Raw genomic sequence first — 17,156 nt, 5'->3', positions numbered from 1 at the left:
TCAGTTACAGCGCTGTGACGGAAATGATTTCCACGTCAAAGGTCAGCGTCTTGCCTGCCAGCGGGTGGTTGAAGTCGATGGTCACTTGAGCATCATCGAACTCTTTCACCACACCTGGCAATTCAGTATTGGCCGCATCATTGAAGATCACCAACAGACCCGGCGACAGCTCCATGTCCTGGAACTGAGAGCGCGGAATGATCTGCACATTTTGCGGGTTGGGCTGGCCGAAGGCGTTTTCCGGCTCGATGCTCAGAGTACGCTTGTCGCCAGCCTTGAAACCGAACAACGCCGCTTCGAAACCTGGCAACAGGTTGCCGTCACCGACCTTGAACGTCGCCGGGGCTTTGTCGAAGGTGCTGTCCACCGTGTCGCCATTCTCCAGGCGCAATGCGAAATGCAAGGTGACTTCCGTGTTCTGGCCAATGCGTTGCTCAGCCAATACCTGTTCAGTCATGAACGGCTTCTCCGGTCTTTTTACTTTTGAACATATCCAGTGCCAGCATCACGGCACCGACGGTAATTGCACTGTCGGCAAAGTTGAACGCCGGGAAATACCAGCGGTTCTGCCAATGCACCAGGATGAAATCGATCACATGCCCCAGGGCAATGCGGTCATACAGATTGCCCAACGCACCACCGAGCACCAGCGCCAGGGCGATGGCCAGCCAGGTTTCGTTGCGCCCCAGGCGCTTGAGCCAGACCACCAGCACCGCACTAACCACCACCGCGATCAGTGCAAACAGCCAGCGCTGCCAACCGGAACTGTCAGCCAGGAAGCTGAACGCCGCGCCAGTGTTGTAGGCCAGGGTCCAGCTGAAGTAATCGGGGATCACCACGATTTGCTGGTACATCGCAAGCTTGCCTTCGAAGTAGAACTTGCTGACCTGGTCGATGACCAGGACCAGCAAACTCAACCAGAGCCAGCTCAGCCGTCCGAAACGGCCAACGGCATTAGGCATAGTGACGAACCTCACCAGCGCCGCTGATGTTGTCGACGCAACGACCGCAGATTTCCGGATGCTCCGGATTCACGCCGACGTCTTCACGGCAGTGCCAGCAACGGGCGCACTTGGCGAAGGCCGACTTGACGATCTTCAACTTCAGGCCGCTGACTTCGGTGACCACGGCATCGGCCGGCGCCTGCACGAAAGGTGCGACGCTGGCGGTGGAGGTGATCAGCACGAAACGCAGTTCGTTGCTCAGTTTGGCCAGGTCGGCGCTCAGTGCGTCTTCGGCGAACAGCGTCACTTCAGCCTGCAGGTTGCCACCGACGGCTTTCGCCGCGCGCTGGATTTCCATCTCTTTGTTGACCGCAACCTTCACTTCCATGATGCGATCCCAGTAGGCGCGACCGAGTTCGAAACCTTCCGGCAATTCGGTCAGGCCTTCGTACCAGGTGTTGAGCATCACCGATTCGTTGCGCTCGCCCGGCAGGTATTGCCACAGCTCGTCGGCGGTGAACGCCAGGATCGGCGCGATCCAGCGCACCAGCGCTTCGGAGATGTGGAACAACGCGGTCTGGCACGAACGACGGGCCTTGCTGTCGGCGCCGGTGGTGTACTGGCGGTCCTTGATGATGTCCAGGTAGAAACCGCCCAGCTCCTGCACGCAGAAGTTGTGGATCTTGGAGTAGACGTTCCAGAAGCGGTATTCGCCGTAGTGCTCTTGCAGCTCGCGTTGCAGCAGCAAGGTGCGATCCACGGCCCAACGGTCCAGTGCCAGCATTTCTTCGGCCGGCAGCAGGTCGGTGGCCGGGTTGAAGCCGGTCAGGTTCGAGAGCAGGAAACGTGCGGTGTTACGGATACGCCGGTAGGCGTCCGCACTGCGTTGCAGGATCTGCTCGGAAACCGCCATTTCACCCGAGTAATCGGTCGACGCGACCCACAGACGCATGATGTCGGCGCCCAGGGTGTCGTTGACTTTCTGCGGTGCAATGACGTTGCCCAAGGACTTGGACATCTTGCGGCCGGACTCGTCGACGGTAAAACCGTGGGTCAGCAGTTCGCGGTACGGCGCGTGGTTGTCGATGGCGCAACCGGTCAGCAGCGACGAGTGGAACCAGCCACGGTGCTGGTCCGAGCCTTCCAGGTACAGGTCGGCGCGTGGTCCGGTTTCGTGGCCCATCGGGTGCGAACCGCGCAGGACATGCCAATGCGTGGTGCCCGAGTCGAACCAGACGTCCAGGGTGTCGCTGATCTTGTCGTACTGTGGCGCTTCATCACCGAGCAGTTCGGCGGCATCCAGCTTGAACCAGGCTTCGATGCCTTCGATTTCGACGCGCTTGGCGACTTCTTCCATCAGCTCGACGGTACGTGGGTGCAGTTCGCCGCTTTCCTTATTCAGGAAGAACGGGATCGGTACCCCCCAGTTGCGCTGACGGGAGATGCACCAGTCCGGACGGTTGGCGATCATCGAGTGCAGTCGCGCCTGGCCCCAGGCCGGCACGAACTTGGTCTCTTCGATGGCCTTGAGCGAGCGCTGGCGCAGGGTGTCACCGGTGGTTGGCTGCTTGTCCATGCCGATGAACCACTGCGCGGTGGCACGGTAGATCAGTGGCGTCTTGTGGCGCCAGCAGTGCATGTAGCTGTGCTCGATGATGGTGGTGTGCAGCAGCGCACCTACTTCGGTCAGCTTGTCGACGATGGCCGGGTTGGCCTTCCAGATGAACTGACCGCCGAAGAATTCCAGCGATGGCACATAAACGCCGTTGCTTTGTACCGGATTGAGGATGTCGTCGTTGACCATGCCGTATTTCTTGCAGGTCACGAAGTCGTCGACGCCGTAGGCCGGTGCAGAGTGAACCACGCCAGTACCGGCGCCCAGTTCGACGTAATCGGCCAGGTAAACCGGCGACAGACGGTCGTAGAACGGGTGACGGAAGTTGATCAGCTCCAGGTCGGAACCGGTGGCAGTGGCGATCACCGAGCCTTCCAGCGAGTAACGTGCCAGGCACGACTCGACCAGTTCTTCAGCCAGCACCAGCAATTTGTCGCCGACATCGACCAGGGCGTAGTTGAATTCCGGGTGAACGTTCAGCGCCTGGTTGGCCGGGATGGTCCACGGGGTCGTGGTCCAGATCACGATCGAAGCCGGTTTGGCCAGCGATGGCAGACCGAATGCGGCAGCCAGCTTGGCTTCATCGGCAATCGGGAAGGCCACGTCGATGGTCGAGGACTTCTTGTTCTCGTACTCGACTTCCGCTTCGGCCAGGGCCGAGCCGCAATCGAAGCACCAGTTCACAGGCTTGAGGCCCTTGAACACGAAACCGCCCTTGACGATTTCTGCCAGGGCGCGGATTTCACCGGCCTCATTCTTGAAGTCCATGGTCTTGTAGGGGTTGGCGAAATCGCCCAACACGCCCAGACGGATGAATTCGGACTTCTGGCCTTCGATCTGCTCGGTGGCGTATGCACGGCAGAGTTCACGGGTCTTGTCCGCGCCCAGGTTCTTGCCGTGGGTCACTTCGACTTTGTGCTCGATCGGCAGACCGTGGCAGTCCCAGCCCGGAACATAAGGCGCGTCAAAGCCCGACAGGGTCTTCGAGCGGATGATCATGTCCTTGAGAATCTTGTTCAGCGCATGACCGATGTGAATCGTGCCGTTGGCGTACGGAGGACCGTCGTGCAGTACGAACTTCGGACGATCCTTGCCAATCTCGCGCAACTTTCCGTACAGGCCAATACTGTCCCAGCGCTGCAGAATCTGCGGTTCGCGCTGTGGCAGGCCGGCCTTCATTGGGAAGGCGGTGTCCGGAAGGTTTAGCGTGGCTTTATAGTCGGTCATTTAAGGCTCTTCATTAGCGATTGGCGCTAGGTGCGACAGGGCACGGGCGGCGGCGACATCCGCATTGATCGCCGTCTTAAGCGCCTCCAGAGAGGCGAAACGCTGCTCTTCACGCAGCTTTTGGTGGAAAACCACCGTCATACGCCGGTCATACAGATCGCCGGCAAAATCTAAAAGATGGACTTCGAGGTGGGCTTTGCCATCTCCCTGGACCGTAGGTCGAACGCCGATATTGGCGACGCCTGGCCAGGTCTTGCCGTCGAGGTCGACGCTGACCAGGTAAACCCCGGTAAACGGCACGCGACGGCGCTTGAGTTGAATGTTGGCCGTTGGCGTACCCAACTGGCGCGCCAGTTTCTGGCCATGCAACACCCGCCCGGCAATCCGGTACGGGCGGCCAAGCAGACGTTCGGCAAGGGCAAAGTCTGCAGCGGCCAGCGCATTACGCACCTGGGTGCTGCTGACCCGGATACCGTCGAGTTCGACAGTCTGAGCCGCCTCGACGGTAAAGCCCTGCTTCACGCCGGCCTGTTGCAGGAAATCGAAATCCCCTACCCGGTCACAGCCGAAACGGAAGTCGTCGCCGACTTCAAGATGCTGCACGCCCAGGCCATCCACCAGAATGGTGTCTACAAACTCGCTGGCGCTGAGCTTGCTCAGACGCTGATTGAAGGCCAGGCACAAGACCCGGTCAACGCCTTCGGCAGCGAGCAGCTGCAACTTGTCGCGCAGGCGTGCCAAACGGGCCGGTGCCGTGTCCGGCGCAAAAAACTCACGCGGCTGCGGCTCGAAAATCACCACGCAGCTGGGCACGCCCAATTCAAGCGCACGCTCACGCAGTCGCGCCAGGATAGCCTGGTGGCCACGGTGTACACCGTCAAAGTTGCCAATAGTGGCGACACAGCCCCGATGCTGGGGGCGCAGATTTTGGAGGCCTCGAACCAGCTGCATAACGCGCTTCTTGCTCATAAAGTGGTCGATTATAACCACACCCGGCGGCCGACGACAGGCAACACCGTATCCCAAAGTGATCGAGCCGACAAAAACGCCGGCCCACCCGTGTTTATCGAGGCCCGGGCCTTAGCCCAACGCCTTGCGATTAAAGTCGCGCAAGCGAAAACCCATCAACACTAACATCCCGAAATACGCCACCACACCGGCGACCACCAATGCCCCCAGGCGCAGGAACCGCTCAAGCATATGCCCTTGATCCCAGGCTGGCATAAAGTGCATCGCACCCAGCAACACGCCTGACATCACCGTCACCGCGATCACCAGCTTCAAGCCGAATACCCCCCAGCCCGGTTGTGGCTGGTACATCTGCTGCTTGCGCAGCTGATAGAAGAGCAACCCGGCGTTGATACAGGCACCGCCACTGATGGCGAGCGCCAAACCAGCATGAGCCAGCGGACCGATCAGCATGAGGTTGAACAGCTGGGTGATGATCAAGGTGAAAATTGCGATCTTTACCGGCGTGCGGATGTTTTGTTGCGCATAAAAGCCCGGTGCCAGCACTTTAATCACGATGATCCCGAGCAACCCGACCGAATAGGCGATCAACGCACGCTGGGTCATGGCCGCATCAAATGCATTGAATTGACCGTATTGGAACAGCGAAACCGTCAACGGCTCAGCCAGAATCCCCAACGCCAGGGAACATGGCAACACCAGTACAAAGCACAGGCGCAGGCCCCAGTCGAGGATTCGCGAATATTCATGGCGATCCTTGTTGGCGTAGGTCTTGGCCAGGGTCGGCAACAGGATCGTGCCCAATGCCACGCCCAGCACACCGGACGGCAGCTCCATCAAACGGTCGGCGTAGTACATCCAGGACACGGAACCGGCGACCAGGAACGAAGCGAAAATGGTGTTGATGATCAGCGAGATCTGACTCACGGACACCCCGAGAATCGCCGGCAGCATTTGCTTCATGACCCGCCAGACCCCCGTATCACTCAGATTCAGGCGCGGCAGCACCAGCATGCCGATCTTTTTCAGATGTGGCAGCTGATACAACAGCTGCGCCAGGCCGCCGGCCAGAACCGCCCAGCCAAGCGCCATCACCGGCGGGTCGAAGTACGGCGTCAGGAACACCGCAAAAATGATCATGCTGACGTTCAACAGGGTCGGCACAAAGGCCGGCACCGAAAAGCGGTTCCAGGTGTTAAGGATCGCGCCCGCCAGCGAGGACAGGGAAATCAGCAGGATGTAAGGAAAGGTCACCCGCAGCAGGCTGGAGGTCAGCTCGAATTTTTCCGGCGTATCGGTAAAGCCCGGCGCCGTCACCCAGATGACCCAGGGTGCGGCAATCATCCCCAGCGCGGTCACCACGGCCAGCACCAGCGTCAGCAGACCCGAGACGTAAGCAATGAACGTTCGCGTCGCCTCCTCGCCCTTCTGGCTTTTGTATTCGGCAAGAATCGGCACAAAAGCCTGGGAGAACGCGCCCTCCGCGAAGATACGCCGCAACAGATTGGGCAATTTGAAGGCGATGAAGAACGCGTCGGTCGCCATTCCTGCACCAAATATGCGTGCAATGAGGGTGTCACGAACGAAGCCCAGGATCCGGGAAAGCATCGTGATAGAGCTGACGGCGGCCAACGATTTGAGCAGATTCATTGAAAGAGTTTGTGCCTGTCGATAAACAGCAGGCGAACTGAGCGCCTACTTATGCGATACTCCGCGCCGCAACAGCACAGAGCCAAAGCTCGCGAGTTTACAGGTCGCACGCCGGAAAGAAATATTCTGTGCCACCGACCTCATGAAAACGTGACGAGCGAAGGCAAGACAAGGCGAAAACAGGCGAGAAAGCAGAGTTGACGAACGTCAATGAGCATTTCGAGACTGTTTTCAACGCTGCATTGCCGAGCGCAGTCGTTTTCAAGGGGTCGGGACCTACCACTTAGCGGAACGTTTCCTCCGCCCTTGACAACACTGCAACTCATCGGCATGATTCGCGGCCTATTTTGATTGCTATTTCCTAAAAGTCTTTCGAGGAGCTCGACGGTGGCCAACTCACCTTCCGCCAAAAAACGTGCAAAACAGGCTGAGAAGCGTCGCAGCCACAACGCCAGCCTGCGTTCCATGGTTCGTACCTACATCAAGAATGTAGTTAAGGCCATCGACGCAAAAGACGCTGAAAAAGCTCAAGCTGCTTACGTTCTGGCCGTGCCAGTTATCGACCGTATGGCCGATAAAGGCATCATCCACAAGAACAAAGCCGCTCGCCATAAGAGCCGCCTGAATGGCCACGTCAAGGCCCTGAACGTTGCCGCTGCTGCCTAAGCGACACGCTCATTAAAAAACCGACCTCAGGGTCGGTTTTTTATTGCCTGCAATTTGATGAACACACAAAAAACTGTGGGGGCGAGCCTCCTCACCCCCACAGTTCTGATTGGGTCAGATTATTGGGTGTTAGCCCAAGGAAGAATCGGAATCGCCGTGACGGCATTCTGCGGGCTACCCTCGATCAAACGGTCGCTGTACACCAGATACACCAGCGTATTGCGCTTCTTGTCGAGGAAACGCACCACCTGCATGGTCTTGAAGACCAGCGAAGTGCGCTCCTTGAATACTTCGTCGCCATCCTTGAGCTCACCCTTGAAGCTGATCGGCCCGACCTGCCGGCAAGCGATGGACGCCTCGGCGCGATCCTCGGCCAATCCAAGACCACCCTTCACACCGCCGGTCTTGGCGCGTGAGAGATAGCAGGTCACGCCATCGACCTTGGGATCATCAAAGGCCTCGACCACGATCCGGTCATTTGGCCCGACGAACTTGAACACCGTCGAGACCTGACCGATTTCTTCCGCCGAAGCCAGCAAGGGCACCGCCAACAGCAAGCCCAACAATCCTTTTGCCACGCGCATTCAGATATTCCTTCAGACCAGAATCAGGTTATCGCGGTGAACCAGCTCCGGCTCTGCCATGTAACCCAACAGACCGACAATCGCCTCGGACGACTGACCGATGATTTTTTGAGCTTCCAGCGCACTGTAGTTGGCCAGGCCACGGGCGATTTCACGACCGTCCGGCGCCACGCACACCACCATCTCACCGCGACGGAAGCTGCCCTGAACCAGCTTGACCCCGACCGGCAGCAAGCTCTTGTTACCCTGGGACAACGCCACCACCGCCCCTGCATCCAGCACCAATGTGCCGCGGGTTTGCAGATGCCCGGCCAGCCATTGTTTGCGCGCCGCCAGCATGCCGCGCTCAGGCGAGAGCAAGGTGCCGATGCGCTCGCCCGCCTTCAGGCGATCCAGCACGCGCTCAAGGCGCCCACCTACGATGATCGTATGAGCACCCGAACGCGCCGCCAGACGCGCCGCGCGCAATTTGGTCTGCATGCCGCCACGCCCCAGCGCACCACCAGTGCCACCCGCTACAGCATCGAGCGCCGGATCATCGGCACGCGCTTCGTAAATCAACTTGGCATCAGGATTGTTGCGCGGGTCGGCGTCGAACATGCCATCGCGATCGGTCAGGATCACCAGCAGATCAGCCTCGACCAGGTTGGCCACCAGCGCCGCCAGGGTATCGTTATCGCCGAAACGGATTTCATCGGTGACCACGGTGTCATTCTCGTTGATCACCGGAATAACCTTCAGCTCCACCAGCGCACGCAAGGTACTGCGGGCATTCAGGTAGCGCTTGCGGTCGGACAGGTCGTCGTGAGTCAGGAGAATCTGCGCAGTGTGCAGGCCATGCTCGGCAAAGCTCGACTCCCAGGCCTGCACCAACCCCATCTGGCCGATTGCAGCGGCGGCCTGAAGCTCGTGCATTGCACTGGGTCGCGTAGTCCAGCCCAGACGGCTCATGCCGGCCGCTACCGCCCCGGAGGACACCAGCACCAGCTCGACGCCCGCCTCATGCAAGGCCACCATCTGCTCAACCCAGACACCCATTGCCGCGCGATCCAGGCCCTTGCCGTCCGCCGTCAGCAAAGCGCTGCCGATCTTCACGACCCAACGCTGCGCACCTGTCACCTTGCTCCGCATCATCTTCAACCTTAGCTTGAGGGCAGCGCGACCTGGCACTGCCCGTGACGTTATTCGTGGCTATTCGTGACCAACCGATTTCCAGATACCAAAACGCCGCTCAATTGAGCGGCGCTTAAGTTTATCGCAACGAATCAGTCACGCACGTAAATGATTTCCGGACCGTCTTCGTCATCCACGTCTTCTTCATCCCAATCATCGTCGCCGATGTCATGGACCGACTTCACGCCGCTGCGACGCAGGGCACGCTGATCGTCCAGCGCTTGCAGCTGGGCACGCGCCTCGTCTTCAATGCGCTGATCGAGCTCTGCCAGCTCCTCCCGGTAGGCGGGATCATTGGCCAGACGATCGGCACGGTCTTCCAGATAGCGCATGATGTCGTGGCACAAGCGCTCGGTGTTCTGCTTGGCGATGGCCGAAATCACATAGACCGGACCCGTCCACTCCAGGCGATCAACGATTTCCTTGACGCGCGCATCATGCTCTTCTTCAAGAATCTGGTCGCACTTGTTCAGGACCAACCAACGATCACGCTCAGCCAGGGACGGACTGAACTTGGTCAATTCGTTAACGATGACTTCTGCGGCGTCCGGAGCACTGGTGTCATCCAGCGGCGCCATGTCGACGAGGTGCAGCAGCAGACGGGTACGCGACAAGTGCTTGAGGAAGCGAATGCCCAGACCCGCGCCTTCGGAAGCACCTTCGATCAGGCCCGGAATATCCGCGACCACGAAGCTTTTCCAGCGATCGACGCTGACCACGCCGAGGTTTGGCACCAGCGTGGTGAACGGGTAGTCGGCAACTTTCGGCTTGGCCGCCGATACCGAACGGATAAAGGTACTTTTGCCAGCGTTCGGCAAGCCCAGCAGGCCCACGTCCGCCAACACTTTCATTTCCAGCTTGAGATCACGCTGCTCGCCCGGCTTGCCCGGCGTAGTCTGGCGCGGTGCACGGTTGGTACTGGACTTGAAACGCGTGTTACCCAGACCGTGCCAGCCGCCATGGGCCACCAGCAGCTTCTGGCCAGCCTTGGTCAGGTCACCGATCACTTCCTGAGTCGCGGAATCGATCACGGTGGTGCCAACCGGAACGCGCAGAACCAGATCCTCACCCTTCTTGCCGGTGCAGTCGGTGCTGCCACCATTGGAGCCACGCTCGGCATCGAAGTGCCGGGTGTAACGGTAATCCACCAAGGTATTGAGGTTTTCGTCGGCGATCATGTAGACCGAGCCGCCATCACCGCCATCACCACCGTTCGGACCACCGTTCTCGATGAATTTCTCGCGCCGGAAACTCATGCAACCGTTACCGCCGTCGCCAGCCTTTACTCGAATCGATACTTCATCAACAAACTTCATAACACAACGCCTCTCGCCATACGGACGAGCCGAAAAACACTAAGACATAAGACTCTTGCAAAAATGAGCGCAGCGACCTCAATCAACGACCGCACAATCCAGCGCGCCGACAGCCCATACAAACAGTTTTGCAAGAGACTCACCCCACAAACGAAAAAGCCCCGTCGCGAGACAGGGCTTTTCCAGCGATCGCGCAATTAAGCTGCGACTACGCTCACATAACGACGACCGAAGGCGCCTTTTACTTCGAACTTGATCACGCCTTCGACTTTAGCGAAGAGGGTGTGATCTTTACCCATGCCAACGCCGTAGCCAGCGTGGAATTGGGTGCCGCGCTGACGCACGATGATGTTGCCTGCTTTGATAGCCTGGCCGCCATACATCTTCACGCCAAGGCGTTTGGCTTCTGAGTCGCGACCGTTACGGGTACTACCACCAGCTTTTTTGTGTGCCATGAGTTCAATTCTCCTAGTGAGGAATTAGGCTGTAATTAAGCCTGAATACCGGTGATTTTGATCTCGGTGTACCACTGGCGGTGGCCCATACGCTTCATGTGGTGCTTACGGCGACGGAACTTGATGATGCGGACTTTATCGTGACGACCTTGGGAGATCACTTCAGCCACAACGGTAGCGCCAGCAACAACTGGAGCACCGATATTCACGTCGTCACCATTGGCAACCAACAGAACGCGATCAAAGGTAACGGATTCGCCGGTAGCGACTTCCAGTTTTTCGATCTTCAGGTATTCACCTGGGGCGACTTTGTACTGCTTGCCGCCAGTAACGATTACTGCATAAGACATGGTATTTCTCCGATAATCCTGCTCACCCAGCTCTTTATAAGAAGAGGTATTGGCTGGCATGGCTGCATGGGGCTGGAAGGCCCGCTTGCAATTGCGTAAGGCAGGTGCTGCCCAGGAAGTTCAGGGTGCGCGATTGTACGCAAGGCACGAGCGCCTTGCAATAGGCCGTCCATCGCGCCTTGACACCTGCCGACGCGGGTCCTAGCATGCCGCGCAACCCTTCTGGAGCAACTGTCGCTGATGCAACCCCAAGCTTTCTACCGCGCGGTGGCGGACGATTTTAGCGCCGTCGACGGCATCATCAAGAAGCAGCTGACTTCCCGAGTGCCGCTGGTATCGAAAATCGGCGATTACATCACCTCGGCCGGCGGCAAACGCCTGCGTCCTTTATTAGTCTTGTTGTGCGGCAAGGCACTGGGTCGCGAAGGCGACGACCTGCGCCTGCTGGCAGCCACCATCGAATTCCTGCATACAGCGACCCTGCTGCACGATGACGTGGTGGACATGTCCGGCATGCGCCGTGGTCGCTCGACCGCCAACGCGATGTGGGGCAACGCCCCCAGCGTGCTGGTGGGCGACTTCCTGTATTCGCGCTCCTTCGAAATGATGGTCGAGCTCGGCTCCATGCCGGTGATGAAGATCCTCTCGCAAGCCACGCGCATCATCGCCGAAGGCGAAGTGCTGCAGCTGTCGAAGGTCCGTGACGCCAGCACCACCGAAGAAACCTACATGGAAGTCATCCGCGGCAAGACCGCGATGCTCTTCGAGGCCTCGACCCACAGTGCCGCAGCCCTGTGCGAAGCCACGCCGGAGCAGGCTGAAGCCATGCGCACGTTCGGTGATCATCTGGGCGTAGCCTTCCAGTTGGTCGACGACTTGCTGGACTACAAGGGCGACGCAGAAACCCTGGGCAAGAACGTCGGTGACGATCTGGCTGAAGGCAAGCCGACCCTGCCGCTGATCTACACCATGCGCGAGGGCACGCCGGAACAGGCTGCACTGGTGCGCAAGGCGATCCAGAAAGGGGGTATCGAAGACCTGGAAAGCATCCGCGAAGCCGTGGAAGCCTCGGGCTCCCTGGACTACACCGCGCAACTGGCCCGCGACTACGTTGCCCGCGCGATCAAATGCCTCGAGGCGCTGCCTGCCAGCGAATACCGCGATGCCCTGGTCGAGCTGAGCGAGTTCGCCGTCGCCCGCACGCACTGACAGACACTGTGGGAGCGAGCTCGCTCCCACAGGTTTTCCTGCGCTGTGCCCGCTCCCGCCTAAAACCCTATATAATGTGCGCTTTTTAGCGATCCTGAATCCAAAGGAGCCTTAGTGAGCACGTTGCCACCCTGCCCGAAATGCAATTCCGAATACACCTACGAAGATGGCGCCCAACTGATTTGCCCCGAGTGCGCCCACGAGTGGTCCGCCAACGGTGAAGCCGAAGCCGTGTCCGATGACACCGTTAAAAAGGATTCGGTCGGCAATGTCCTGCAGGACGGCGACACCATCACCGTAATCAAGGACCTCAAGGTCAAGGGCACATCCCTGGTGGTCAAGGTCGGCACCAAGGTCAAGAACATTCGCCTGTGCGATGGCGATCACGATATCGACTGCAAGATCGACGGTATCGGCCCGATGAAACTCAAATCCGAGTTCGTCAGAAAAGTCTGATTCCGCTGTATTCCATCCCGCGCCAAGCGCGGGATGGTGCTTCGCCCTCCCCCGCCCCGCCTCTCTCGCCGTAGCCAGCCGCCAGCTATTTTGACCTTGCGCAGTCTTTACCCCGGAAAAGCCACAATCCGTCGATAGATGCTTGCTATTCAGATAATAGGAATTATTCTCATTGAAACCCTTTTCAATGGAGATGACGCATGACTTATTTGATCGATGCCTGGCTGGACCGCCCACACCCTTACCTGCGAATCCTGCATCGGGAAACCGGGGAAGTCTGTGCGGTGCTTGAAGAGGAAGCCTTGTGCGAACTGCAGGATCAGGGTGATCTGGACGTCAATGGCCTGAGCTCCTGCGAGCCAATGGTACTCAAGGAACTGGTGCGCAATCTGTTTCTGTTCTGCTATGCCCGGGCCTTGCGCCCGCACACTGAACCGCACCATAAAATCGAAGTATGAAATACAGTAAAACACTGTAGGAGCGAGCTCGCTCCTACAGGTAATCAGCAGGCCTTACAGAACGTCGAGCAGCTCGACGTCGAACACCAGTACGCTGTGCGGCGGAATGCTGCCAACGCCTTGTGCGCCGTAAGCCAGCTCGCTTGGCACGTACAGACGCCATTTGCTGCCGGCATTCATCAGTTGCAGGGCTTCGGTCCAGCCAGCGATCACGCCGCCGACCGGAAATTCTGCAGGCTGGCCACGCTCGTAGGAGCTGTCGAACACAGTGCCGTCGATCAGGGTGCCGTGGTAGTGAGTACGCACGGTGTCTTCACGGGATGGCTTGGCGCCTTCGCCAGCAGTCAGCACTTCGAACTGCAGACCGGAAGCCAGGGTGGTGATGCCTTCACGCTTGGCGTTCTCGGCCAGAAAGGCCAGGCCTTCGCCAGCAGCCGCTTCAGCCTTGGCTGCCGCTTCGGCTTGCATGATTTCGCGGATGACCTTGAAGCTGGCGGACATTTCTTCCTGACCCACACGGCTTGGCTTACCGGCGAATGCGTCGGTCAGACCAGCCAGGATCGCGTCCAGGCTAACGCCCGGTGGCGGATTATCACGCAGTTGGTCGCCCAGCTGACGGCCAATACCGTAGCTGACGCGGGTTTCGTCGGTGGACAGATTTACTTCGGACATGACACTGCTCCGCTGTGCGGACGGCCCTGGAACTTGCCGTGCGTGCACAGCGCGTCCCGGAGCGCCCGGAACCAAAAGGGCCAGCAGACTAGCACAGTTGCCACGGTGTTGATCAGGGACGTCAGCCCTGTCGCGAAGAACCAAGGTCGATCGGCACCTTCAGGTGTTCTTCGACGTCACCCAGCCCGCACATCTCGTCATGGACCAAGGTGTGCACGAGGTTGAAATTCAACTTGGGAAAGGAATGCAGCACTTCACGCGCATGCTCGACCGAACGCAGGTGAAACATCTGCCCGCGAGCATCGCTCAATGGATATGCCGCGCCATGCATCCGCGCTTCCAGCAGGTAGATACCGCCTTCCATGGAGATCAGGTTCAGCTCATCGACCTTCCCGGCGACAGCATAGGCATTCAACTCTTGCAGGTTCATGAACGCACCTCACGCATTGGCGAGCCAAGACATCTACAGGGATATGCCTCGGCGCGTCAAAGCACAAGCCACAAACGATGCCGCCCGTCTGTTTGGGCAAAATCCCCTGTGGCGAACGAGCTTGCTCGCCGCAGGGGGCATGCCTGGTGTCAGTGCTTGGTCAGCTTATCCAGATAACCCATGGCAAACGCCGACACCACGAACGTCATGTGAATGATCACGTACCACTTCAAATGCTCGGGATCGACGTTTTTGGCGTCCATGAAAATCCGCAGCAAGTGGATGGAGGAAATGGCCACGATGGACGCCGCCACCTTCATCTTCAATGAAGACGAATCCATGGTGCCCAGCCAATTGAGCTTTTCCTTGTGTTCGTCGATATCCAGCTGGGAAACGAAGTTCTCGTAGCCGGAAATCATCACCATCACCAGCAGACCGCCCACCAGTGCCATGTCGATCAGCGACAGCAGCACCAGAATCAGGTCCGACTCGGCCATCGAAAAGACATTGGGAATGACGTGGAAGACTTCCTGGAAAAATTTCAGTGCCAGCGCCAACAATCCCAGGGACAGACCGAAGTAGATCGGTGCCAGCAGCCAGCGGGATGCATACATTGCATTTTCGATAAAGCGTTCCATTGAATCTCACACGTGGTCTGAAATGGCCGCGAGTATAACAGTCGCCTGTGTATGCCCAAAAGCCGCCAGAAACCGTTGAGAAATCCGCCACCTGCGCGTATGTGTCAAATTTTTTCTGCTAGTGTCCAAACTATTGACAGCCGCGTGATATCGGACAGGAAGAGTGGAAATGGATGTGCGACTAACGTTAACGAGTGCTGGAGTTTGCCTGGCCCTGTTGCTGGGCGCCTGCTCACCCGGCGAAGAGAAACGCCAGGTCAGCCTCGAGGAAAAGACCGCGCAGTTCGAAAAATCCCTGGACGCCATCACCGACCCTAAACTCAAGGATGCCGTGGCTGAACTGGGCGGCTCGCTGTTGCTGCTGGAACGCGCGCAGCTCAAGCTGGACAGCAAACCCGTGGAAACCGAGTACGGCGACGACGCCCTCGCCGTACTCAAGCACTACCCCACGCCCCAGGCCCTGGTCGATACCTATATCAACGGCCTGTTCGTGCTGCGCAAAGACTCCAGTTCCGACTACCTGATCGACCTGCAACCGGTGTTCCCCTTCAATTTCAACATTCCCGCCGCGTTCCTGTTTCCCCATGGCCTGGAATGGCAGTCGGTCACCCTGAACAACAAACGCGTCATCGCTTTCCAGCCGGAATGGTCGGAAACCGATCCGGGCATTCAATTGAGCCCGTCTAGCTCCAACCTGACCAGCCCCGATGACCTGACCGTGACCTACCCGTTCATCGAAGGCCTGGACATCGACCACAAGAACCAGCCACAACCGGTGAGCCTGCAAGGCAAGCTGGAAGTCATTGCACCGCGCCGGCTCTACAGCTTCGACTTGACGAAAAAGGACGTTGGCCAGACTCGCACCAACGACAACCTCAGCGTCACCTTGCTGAAGCTGACCCACAACTACGCCGAAATTGAGTTCAACAACAACGCACCGCTTGCACCCGAGATTGGCGAAACCCCACTGAACCCGCTGATCGTCCAGGCCAGGGACGCCACCGGGCAATTTCTCACGCGCTCGGGGTCAATCAACGAAACCGCCTCGCAAATCGCCTTCTACCAACAACAGCTGGCAAAAATGCAGCAGCAGAAAACATGGACCGACGCGTTCGGCAAACAACTCGACGAAGAACAGCGCGCCTTTGAAAAGCAACAAACCCACCATTACTCGAAGGTGTACTTCAACGGGCCGATCGAAACCCTCGAAGTCAGCCTGCTGGATTTTTCCGGAGCCACCGTAACGCGCAAGGACCTGAACCTGCCGGTGCGTCGCTTCGACCGCCACACCACGGAGAAAACCATCCAGCCACTGAGCTTTCCTGTGGTGGTGTATGACGACCAGGCGTCGACCTGGCTCAAAGGCGCCGCATTGACGGAGGAACAACTGAAAAAAGGGGTCAACATCAGTCAATCGGTCGATGACCCCAGCGCTGCAAGGGTCGAATTCAGTCACCTCAAAAGCTTCAATGACGAACTGCTCGGCTCGTCCTTCAACCCCGGCGACAGCCCCGTCAGTTTCTTCACCGAGGACAGTCGCGGCAAACGCGACGAGCCCATCGAACTACCCGCAGAGGCCTACCAGGTCGATCCACTGCGCGGCACCATCACCTATGACCTGAACCTGTTTCCGGAAACACCGGCTTACGTGGTGGGCTCCATGCCGCTGTTCCTGGCCACGGTCGAGAAAAAGCCCCTCGACGCCCATCAGCTGCCCAAGGGGCTTGAGCTAAAGGGCAATGCACTGGTGGTGGATCTGAAAGTGTTTCCCGATCAGGACTGGCGTTTTTTCGCCAAGGATGACAGCGGCAACTACCTGAAGGAAATTCTGGCGGTCAACCATGATGCGAGTGCAGAAGGCCCCGGATTATTTGCCGTGCATTACTTCTACGGGCAACCCACGCAGTTGGAAACCTATCAGCGAACTGACCTCACCACCGTGCAATACGGTTTCGAGGTCAAGCTCGACAAGGCCGACACGTCCCATCTGGTCCAATAGCGCTTAATGCTCGGGCCGGAACTCGAAGCCACCGACGCTACGGCAACGACCACCGTTGATTTCCCGCAACTGGGCTTGCAGATGCAGGCACCAGATCTGCGGGTCATCGGCCAGTTCATAACCGTGCAAGGTTAGGCTTTCAACGATGGTGTCGAGTATCGACTCAGCGACAAAAGGTCCATGAAACGGACCTTGAGCCTTGATGGCTGAAGGTTGTTCGCCCGCCATTCCGGCGGCGAAGAGTAAGGTCCACATGCCCGTATCGCCCGCCAACGGTTTGATGGCGCATTCGATACGGGTCACAAGGCCCAGGCATTGACGGGTGAGGCAGAGGTTGCGCGACAT

Annotated in this window: 19 protein-coding genes; 5 read left to right on the top strand and 14 right to left on the bottom strand. The window is 58.5% G+C overall.

Annotated features, from left to right (window positions below):
* Nucleotides 1–4: 4 nt before the first annotated feature.
* The 5 genes from fkpB to murJ form a co-directional block, all read right to left on the bottom strand.
* The gene (gene fkpB / locus ACX3YD_RS03335; RefSeq protein ID WP_047533425.1) at nt 5–457 is read right to left on the bottom strand and encodes an FKBP-type peptidyl-prolyl cis-trans isomerase; all 453 of its coding nucleotides are present in this window, start codon (nt 455–457) and stop codon (nt 5–7) included.
* Nucleotides 450–962 carry a signal peptidase II gene (gene lspA / locus ACX3YD_RS03330; protein WP_458959259.1) on the bottom strand — a complete coding sequence of 171 codons (513 nt, stop codon included), beginning with the start codon at nt 960–962 and terminating at the stop codon, nt 450–452. The genes fkpB and lspA overlap by 8 nt, the downstream gene beginning before the upstream one ends.
* Complete coding sequence (gene ileS, locus ACX3YD_RS03325; protein WP_458959258.1) at nt 955–3,786, bottom strand: isoleucine--tRNA ligase; 2,832 nt, start codon at nt 3,784–3,786, stop codon at nt 955–957. Before ileS ends, lspA begins: the two co-directional genes overlap by 8 nt.
* Nucleotides 3,787–4,737: a bifunctional riboflavin kinase/FAD synthetase gene (ribF, locus tag ACX3YD_RS03320; protein WP_178083107.1), complete on the bottom strand. Its 951-nt coding sequence runs from the start codon at nt 4,735–4,737 to the stop codon at nt 3,787–3,789.
* A gap of 129 nt (nt 4,738–4,866) precedes the next feature.
* Nucleotides 4,867–6,405 carry a murein biosynthesis integral membrane protein MurJ gene (gene murJ, locus ACX3YD_RS03315; RefSeq protein WP_458959257.1) on the bottom strand — a complete coding sequence of 513 codons (1,539 nt, stop codon included), beginning with the start codon at nt 6,403–6,405 and terminating at the stop codon, nt 4,867–4,869.
* Between the two features lie 387 nt (nt 6,406–6,792).
* Here murJ and rpsT point away from each other — a divergent pair, with 387 nt between their 5' ends.
* A complete protein-coding gene (rpsT, locus tag ACX3YD_RS03310; protein ID WP_020798646.1) occupies nt 6,793–7,071 on the top strand; it encodes a 30S ribosomal protein S20 in 279 nt (92 codons plus the stop codon).
* A 119-nt stretch (nt 7,072–7,190) separates the two neighbouring features.
* On the opposite strand, the gene ACX3YD_RS03305 is transcribed toward rpsT, so the two are convergent.
* The 5 genes from ACX3YD_RS03305 to rplU form a co-directional block, all read right to left on the bottom strand.
* Nucleotides 7,191–7,655, bottom strand: coding sequence for a CreA family protein (locus ACX3YD_RS03305; protein WP_103403503.1), 465 nt, complete (start codon nt 7,653–7,655; stop codon nt 7,191–7,193).
* A 12-nt stretch (nt 7,656–7,667) separates the two neighbouring features.
* Nucleotides 7,668–8,786, bottom strand: coding sequence for a glutamate 5-kinase (proB, locus tag ACX3YD_RS03300; protein WP_103403502.1), 1,119 nt, complete (start codon nt 8,784–8,786; stop codon nt 7,668–7,670).
* A gap of 134 nt (nt 8,787–8,920) precedes the next feature.
* A complete protein-coding gene (cgtA, locus tag ACX3YD_RS03295) occupies nt 8,921–10,144 on the bottom strand; it encodes an Obg family GTPase CgtA (RefSeq protein WP_047533450.1) in 1,224 nt (407 codons plus the stop codon).
* Between the two features lie 197 nt (nt 10,145–10,341).
* Complete coding sequence (gene rpmA / locus ACX3YD_RS03290) at nt 10,342–10,599, bottom strand: 50S ribosomal protein L27 (RefSeq protein ID WP_003281574.1); 258 nt, start codon at nt 10,597–10,599, stop codon at nt 10,342–10,344.
* Nucleotides 10,600–10,634: 35 nt separating this feature from the next.
* Nucleotides 10,635–10,949, bottom strand: a complete 315-nt coding sequence (rplU, locus tag ACX3YD_RS03285) for a 50S ribosomal protein L21 (RefSeq protein WP_007950961.1) — start codon at nt 10,947–10,949, stop codon at nt 10,635–10,637.
* Between the two features lie 240 nt (nt 10,950–11,189).
* Between rplU and ACX3YD_RS03280 the strand changes: the two genes are divergently transcribed.
* The 3 genes from ACX3YD_RS03280 (at nt 11,190) to ACX3YD_RS03270 (ending at nt 13,072) form a co-directional block, all read left to right on the top strand.
* A complete protein-coding gene (locus tag ACX3YD_RS03280) occupies nt 11,190–12,158 on the top strand; it encodes a polyprenyl synthetase family protein (protein WP_047533460.1) in 969 nt (322 codons plus the stop codon).
* Between the two features lie 114 nt (nt 12,159–12,272).
* Nucleotides 12,273–12,614 (top strand): zinc ribbon domain-containing protein YjdM, encoded by a 342-nt coding sequence (locus ACX3YD_RS03275; RefSeq protein WP_047533463.1) that lies wholly within the window; start codon nt 12,273–12,275, stop codon nt 12,612–12,614.
* A 200-nt stretch (nt 12,615–12,814) separates the two neighbouring features.
* On the top strand, nt 12,815–13,072 hold the full coding sequence (locus ACX3YD_RS03270; RefSeq protein WP_103403501.1) for a PA4570 family protein: 258 nt from the start codon (nt 12,815–12,817) through the stop codon (nt 13,070–13,072).
* Nucleotides 13,073–13,126: 54 nt separating this feature from the next.
* Here ACX3YD_RS03270 and ACX3YD_RS03265 read toward each other — a convergent pair whose 3' ends face one another.
* The 3 genes from ACX3YD_RS03265 to ACX3YD_RS03255 form a co-directional block, all read right to left on the bottom strand.
* Entirely contained in the window at nt 13,127–13,744 is a 618-nt protein-coding gene (locus ACX3YD_RS03265; protein WP_047533466.1) for an FKBP-type peptidyl-prolyl cis-trans isomerase, read from the bottom strand.
* A 121-nt stretch (nt 13,745–13,865) separates the two neighbouring features.
* A complete protein-coding gene (locus ACX3YD_RS03260; protein ID WP_103403500.1) occupies nt 13,866–14,174 on the bottom strand; it encodes a DUF6482 family protein in 309 nt (102 codons plus the stop codon).
* A 149-nt stretch (nt 14,175–14,323) separates the two neighbouring features.
* Nucleotides 14,324–14,812 carry a TIGR00645 family protein gene (locus ACX3YD_RS03255; RefSeq protein ID WP_047533470.1) on the bottom strand — a complete coding sequence of 163 codons (489 nt, stop codon included), beginning with the start codon at nt 14,810–14,812 and terminating at the stop codon, nt 14,324–14,326.
* 169 nt (nt 14,813–14,981) lie between these two features.
* On the opposite strand from ACX3YD_RS03255, the gene ACX3YD_RS03250 reads away from it, so the two are divergent.
* Complete coding sequence (locus ACX3YD_RS03250) at nt 14,982–16,811, top strand: hypothetical protein (protein ID WP_103403499.1); 1,830 nt, start codon at nt 14,982–14,984, stop codon at nt 16,809–16,811.
* Between the two features lie 3 nt (nt 16,812–16,814).
* On the opposite strand, the gene ACX3YD_RS03245 is transcribed toward ACX3YD_RS03250, so the two are convergent.
* A complete protein-coding gene (locus ACX3YD_RS03245) occupies nt 16,815–17,156 on the bottom strand; it encodes a PA4575 family protein (protein WP_047533476.1) in 342 nt (113 codons plus the stop codon).

The sequence above is a fragment of the Pseudomonas fluorescens group sp. PF-1 genome (assembly GCF_054481335.1).
Note: the sequence above shows the minus strand (reverse complement) of the source record. Positions and strands in the feature narration are given on the sequence as shown.

Coding starts and splice junctions, on each gene's coding strand:
- fkpB (WP_047533425.1), bottom strand. CDS start 457: ATGACTGAACAGGTATTGGCTGAGCAACGCATTGGCCAGAACACGGAA.
- lspA (WP_458959259.1), bottom strand. CDS start 962: ATGCCTAATGCCGTTGGCCGTTTCGGACGGCTGAGCTGGCTCTGGTTG.
- ileS (WP_458959258.1), bottom strand. CDS start 3,786: ATGACCGACTATAAAGCCACGCTAAACCTTCCGGACACCGCCTTCCCA.
- ribF (WP_178083107.1), bottom strand. CDS start 4,737: ATGCAGCTGGTTCGAGGCCTCCAAAATCTGCGCCCCCAGCATCGGGGC.
- murJ (WP_458959257.1), bottom strand. CDS start 6,405: ATGAATCTGCTCAAATCGTTGGCCGCCGTCAGCTCTATCACGATGCTT.
- ACX3YD_RS03305 (WP_103403503.1), bottom strand. CDS start 7,655: ATGCGCGTGGCAAAAGGATTGTTGGGCTTGCTGTTGGCGGTGCCCTTG.
- proB (WP_103403502.1), bottom strand. CDS start 8,786: ATGCGGAGCAAGGTGACAGGTGCGCAGCGTTGGGTCGTGAAGATCGGC.
- cgtA (WP_047533450.1), bottom strand. CDS start 10,144: ATGAAGTTTGTTGATGAAGTATCGATTCGAGTAAAGGCTGGCGACGGC.
- rpmA (WP_003281574.1), bottom strand. CDS start 10,599: ATGGCACACAAAAAAGCTGGTGGTAGTACCCGTAACGGTCGCGACTCA.
- rplU (WP_007950961.1), bottom strand. CDS start 10,949: ATGTCTTATGCAGTAATCGTTACTGGCGGCAAGCAGTACAAAGTCGCC.
- ACX3YD_RS03280 (WP_047533460.1), top strand. CDS start 11,190: ATGCAACCCCAAGCTTTCTACCGCGCGGTGGCGGACGATTTTAGCGCC.
- ACX3YD_RS03270 (WP_103403501.1), top strand. CDS start 12,815: ATGACTTATTTGATCGATGCCTGGCTGGACCGCCCACACCCTTACCTG.
- ACX3YD_RS03265 (WP_047533466.1), bottom strand. CDS start 13,744: ATGTCCGAAGTAAATCTGTCCACCGACGAAACCCGCGTCAGCTACGGT.
- ACX3YD_RS03260 (WP_103403500.1), bottom strand. CDS start 14,174: ATGAACCTGCAAGAGTTGAATGCCTATGCTGTCGCCGGGAAGGTCGAT.
- ACX3YD_RS03255 (WP_047533470.1), bottom strand. CDS start 14,812: ATGGAACGCTTTATCGAAAATGCAATGTATGCATCCCGCTGGCTGCTG.
- ACX3YD_RS03250 (WP_103403499.1), top strand. CDS start 14,982: ATGGATGTGCGACTAACGTTAACGAGTGCTGGAGTTTGCCTGGCCCTG.
- ACX3YD_RS03245 (WP_047533476.1), bottom strand. CDS start 17,156: ATGTCGCGCAACCTCTGCCTCACCCGTCAATGCCTGGGCCTTGTGACC.